1 protein-coding gene is annotated in these 5,886 nt (G+C 59.3%); it reads left to right on the top strand.

The window, feature by feature from the left end; translation table 11 throughout:
- Window positions 1–35: 35 nt before the first annotated feature.
- Window positions 36–5,886 (top strand): hypothetical protein (locus tag F4Y00_01355; protein ID MYE03611.1); only part of this gene is annotated, 5,851 nt, incomplete at its 3' end.

The following is a 5,886-nucleotide window of genomic DNA, read 5'->3' as shown; positions in this document are numbered from 1 at the left end:
GCAGCGCCGGCGCCGAGTACCACTACATCGCGAGCATGACGACATCGGCTTCGGGCGCGCCACGGATGGCGAGAAGAAGAGTGACCGTCAGGGTGACGGACGCAGAAGAGGGGATACCGCAAGGGATTGCGGACGTGAACGCATCGGCGAGTATGAGCGGTTTGAGCTGCCCGGAACCGTATGTAGCGTTTGTGGGCGACCCGCCTCTCACGATCGGGTGTTCGGGTCGGGAGTCGGAGGTACAAAGTGTTGAGTGGATTAACAGGGATCCGCTGTCGAACCACACGGCCGCTTTGACTTCCACATCCGTACGTTATCCCGTATTCCACGTTGCGGCTTCCCTGCCCAGAGAGGTGGAAGCCGTGCGATGGGACTACTACGTGATTTTTCGGCTTCATGAGGGCGGAGAAGTTCGCAAGTCGGTGAGGGTGACCGAGTTAAACAGGGCTAATCTCCGGTGTTCCTGGCCCAATGTACAAGAGGGAGACGACGATATTCAGTTTGACTGTGAGGTGACGGATGGTCCTTCGGGCGTCGAGGAGTACACGTACGCATGGGAGGCAAGGAGCGATACGCCGAACACGGATCTGCTGGTAGACGGCACGGACACGCCCACTCCGACGTTTTCCGTGCCGGACGATATAGACGAGGACAAAAACTACCGGTACTCGCTCATCGCATCGGCCACAGGTTTTCATCCTGCAAAAGCGATAATGTTGGTTAGGGTGCGGGACAGGTCCGATATCGCTGTCGCGTGCGGAGGGCCCTATGAAGTAGCCGAAGGGGGTGAGGACATTGAACTGAAATGCGAGGCGTCCGGTTCGCCAGGGGGCAATTATACATGGAATTGGACAGGAGCGAATACATCGTTCCTGAGCGACGACGAAGTCGCCGATCCCACGTTCACCTCCCCGGACGATATAACCGGGCATCAGGTCTATACGTACACGGTAACGGCTTCGGCGGACGATGCGGCCGCTGGCTCCGCCGAGGTGACGGTGCGGGTGAAGGATACGGATATACCGGATCCCGTTATCACATGCAACGATCCCGATCCGGTGTACGAAGGTACAGCCGATTTTACGCTGGACTGTTCGGTAGAACACGAGCCGTCGGATCCTATGTACGCATGGACGGCCCGCGGCAGTACGCTGGACACGAGTCTGTTGACTTCCGGTAGGGACGGTCTCACTCCGACATTTTCCGTACCGGACGATATAGATGAGCCGGGCGGAGCGGATAAGAACTACGAATACAGGGTGGCGCTGGCCTCGTCTTCGATGTTCAATCTGGTCACCGCCGATGTCACTGTCGCGGTGCGGGAGAAGCCTGATATCACGGTCGCATGCGAAGACAACTCCTACGATGTGGACGAGGGCGACGCCAACTTTGATTTTGATTGTTCAGCGTCTGGTGCACCGGGAGATAATCCGGACTATACGTGGTCATGGTCACCGACCGACGGCCTGATGGGCCACGATACGGCTACGCCCACGTTCGCTGTGCCGGACGATGTAGATCAGGATACGACATATACGTACACGGTAACCGCGAGGGCGGCGAATGCAGAAGACGGTACTGCCGAGGTAACCGTGACGGTGAAGGACACGGTCACGCTTGCGCCTGTTATCACATGTATAGACGCCGAGGTATACGAGGCCACGGACGACTTTACGCTCAACTGTACGGTGGAGAACGAGCCGTCGGACGCTACGTATTCGTGGGCGGCTCGGGGCGATACGCAGGATACGAGCCTGTTGACAAGCGGGACGAGCAGTCTGACGCCAACGTTCGCTGTGCCGGACGATATACCGGGGCCGTTCCACTCCAACGAGCACGACGACTACAAGGAGACCTTCGAATATACGGTGACGCTTTCGGCTTCGGGTATCCTCGACGTCACCGGGAATGTTAAGGTGACGGTGAGAGAGAGGCATAATATTCGCTTCTGTTACGTCGACCTTTCTAACAACTGCTACTCCGCATATGGGCATTACGCCTCTAATCATTATACAGTGTGGGAAGGTGCGGCTGATTTCAATCCCCCGGCTCTATATACAATTGGCAGGCTTAAAAACGCCCCCGGTTCGAATCCTGTCTATACACTTACCTTGAGCGGCTCGCCTGCGACAGCTCTTTCGCTTATGGCCCCTTTGAACATCCAGACTATGACGGGGACAGATACATTTAACTTCCCGACATTTTTTGTCCCTGACCAGGTTGATCGGAACACGAATTACGTGTACACGCTTACGATATCGGCTCCATTCGCCGAGGATGCGGTTTACGAGATATTCATTCTCGTCAAAGACAGGTCTCCTTCGATCACATGCATAGATAGCGAGGCATACGAGGGCGCGGCCGATTTTACGCTCAACTGTACGGTAGAGAATGAGCCGCCGGGCGCTACGTATTCATGGGCGGCTCGGGGCGATACGCAGGATACGAGCCTGTTGACGAGCGGTACGGACGGTCTGACGCCAACGTTCGCTGTGCCGGACGATGTGCAGGGGACAACAGACTACGAATACACGGTGACGCTGTCGGCTTCGGGCATTGACGACATTACCGAAGACATTACCGTGACGGTTCTGGAGAAGCCGGATATCTATTGCTCCGATCCCGGGTTTGAACTTATAGCTGCAAAATCATGGGAGACGTATGAAGGTAACCGGGATTTCCCATTGCGCATTTGCGAGCAAGGATGGGCAGGCGCGCCGGGCGCTAATCCCGTCTACGCGTTCGCATGGACAGCCCGGGGCAGCACGGCGAACACGGACCTGCTTAGCGCGACGAACATAGAGGCTCCGACGTTTGCCACACCGGATACGGTAGAGAGCGCCGAGAACTACGAGTACCGGCTGACAGTGAGTGCAGCGAACGCGAATAGCTACTCGATGAATGTTGGCGTAGCGGTGTTTAATGCGCTGAACCTTGTGTGCGAAGGCCCCTACGAGGTTGACGAGGGCGATGCCGACATCGAGTTGGAATGTGATGCGTCCGGCGTACCCGATAAATCTCTGTATACGTGGTCATGGTTGCCGAGCACCAACCTGACGGAGCACTATACGGGTACGCCCATATTCGATGTGCCTGACGATGTAGATAAGGATACGACCTGGAAGTATGGAGTAACGGTGGGGGCATTCCGTGCGAGGTCCGATAACGCCACTGTTACGGTAACGGTGCGCGACACGGATTCGACGGATCCTTCGCTCACCTGCACAGACAAGGAAGTATACGAGAACACCGCCGATTTTCCGCTGGACTGTACGGTGAGGGATGCGCCTTCGGACGCTACGTACGCGTGGACGGCCCGGGGCAGTACATCGGATACGGGCGATCTAAGCAGTACGACCATTCTGAAGCCGACGTTTTCGGTACCGCCCAATGTGAATTCGGATACGGACTACGAATACACGGTCACGCTGTCGGCTTCGGGCGTCGACGACGTTACCGAAGACGTTATCGTGACGGTGCTGAACAAGGAACCGCTTGACGTGACGTGCGAGGATGTTCCATCGCCGGTGTACGAAGGTTCGGATGATTTCAAGTTCGCTTGTACGGCGTCGAATGCTCCTCCCGGCTCTTCGTACTCGTATTCATGGATAACGCTAGCGGATATATGGGACGCGGCGTGGCTGCTCAGCGACGTACACATAGCTTCGCCTACGTTCAAAGTGCCGGACGAAGTAGCCGCGACGACGACGTACGAATACCTGCTGACGGTTTCTGCGGAGAATGCGGAAGACGGGACTGCCGAGGTAGCGGTGACGGTGTTGAACAAGGAGCCGCTGTCGCTGATATGCACGCCTCCCGCCCCGGCGTACGAAGGTTCTCCGGATTTTGCGCTGGACTGCTCGGCGTCGGGCGCTCCCGCGGGTTCCGCCTACGAATACGTCTGGACAGCTCGTGGCGACACGCCGGACACGGCGCTCCTGAGCGCTTCGGACATTGCCTCGCCGATGTTCCTTGTCCCCGACGATGTAGCTTCGACGACGACGTACGAGTACCTTTTGACGGCGAGCGCGGCGAATGCGGAAGACGGTTCGGCGGCAGTTGCGGTGACGGTGTTGAATACGGGCGCGCTTGCGGTGGCGTGCGCGGATCCCGGTTCGGTGTACGAGGGATCGGCGGATGTCGCGTTCGACTGCTCGGCGTCGGGTGCGCCTGCGGGTTCCGCCTACGACTACGTCTGGACGGCCCGCGGCGACACACAGGATACATCGCTTTTGAGCGCCACGGATGTGGCCTCGCCGACGTTTGCGGTGCCGGACAACGTGACCTCGACGACGCGGTACGAATACCTGCTGACCGTCTCGGCTCAGAATGCGGAATCCGGTACGGCGAGAGTCACGGTGACGGTACTGAATACGGGCGCGCTTGCGGTGGCGTGCGCGGATCCCGGTTCGGTCTATGAAGGCACGGCGGATATCGCTTTCGACTGCGAGGCCTCGGGGGCTCCGGCGGGCGCCGCCTACACATACGCCTGGACAGCTCGGGGCGACACGCAGGATACGTCACTACTGAGCGCTTCGGACATTGCCTCGCCGACCTTCTACGTGCCAGCGGAGGTAGACGAAGACGAGACGTACGAATACCTGCTGACCGTCTCGGCGGCGAATGCAGAATCCGGTGCGGCGAGAGTCACGGTGACGGTACTGAATACGGGCACGCTTGCGGTGGCGTGCGCGGATCCGGGTTCGGTGTACGAGGGATCGGACGACATTGCGTTCGATTGCGAGGCGTCGGGCGCGCCTGCAGGTTCCGCCTACGAATACGCCTGGACGGCCAGTGGCGGCACGCAGGATACGGGGCTTTTGAGTGCGACGGACATCGCTTCTCCCACGTTTTCGGTTCCCGAAGAAGTGGATGAGACGACACGGTACGAATACCTGCTTACGGTCAGTGCGGAGAATGCGGAGTCCGGGACGGCAGAGGTGTCGGTTACGGTGCTCGACAAGCCTGCGCTTGCGGTGACATGCGCAGACCCCGGTTCGGTCTACGAAGGCACGGCAGACGTCGCGTTCGATTGCGAGGCGTCGGGTGCGCCTGCGGGTTCCGCCTACGACTACGTCTGGACGGCCAGTAGCGGTACGCAGGATACGGGGCTTTTGAGCGCGACGGACATAGCTTCCCCCACGTTCTACGTGCCGGACGAGGTAGCCGCGACGACGATGTACGAATACCTGCTTACGGTGAGCGCGGAAAACGCTGAGGACGGCACTGCAGAGGTCACGGTGACGGTGCTCGACAAGCCTGCGCTTGCTGTGACATGCGCAGATCCCGGTTCGGTGTACGAAGGATCGGACGACATTGCGTTCGATTGTGAGGCGTCGGGCGCGCCGGGGGACAACCCGCAGTACTCATACGCCTGGACAGCCAGTGGCGATACGCAGGACACGTCGCTTCTGAGCGCTACGGACATCGCTTCGCCGACCTTCTACGTGCCGGCGGAGGTAGACGAAGACGAGACGTACGAATACCTGCTTACAGTCAGCGCGGAGAACGCAGAAGACGGCGCCGCGGAGGTTGCGGTGACTGTGCTGAACAGGATACAGACGCCCGAACCCGAGCCTGTTTCGCCTCCCGCGGAAGAGCCTCCCGAGCCTACTTCTCCTCCTCTGGCATCGTCTTCCCCGGCACGGGAGCCCTCCGATCCGACGGCGCTCGGCGTAACGGTAAGCGCCTCGCCCTTGCGTTTCGGGGTGCAGTCGGCGGATACCGAAGTGTCCCTCGATCCGATGACCGACGGCATATCGACCTATGTATCGGGTCCGTACCACGGAGGCCGCATGACGCTTTCGCCGGGCGGCGGCGAGGCCCTCGATGAGAACGGAGAGATGGACCTCTCCATCGAGCTGGTCTCCCCGGTCGTGCTCAAAC

The sequence above is a fragment of the Bacteroidetes bacterium SB0662_bin_6 genome, assembly GCA_009839485.1.
Taxonomy (GTDB): domain Bacteria; phylum Bacteroidota; class Rhodothermia; order Rhodothermales; family VXPQ01; genus VXPQ01.
The sequence above is the reverse complement of the archived record's forward strand: the minus strand, read 5'-3'. Positions and strand labels throughout refer to the sequence as shown.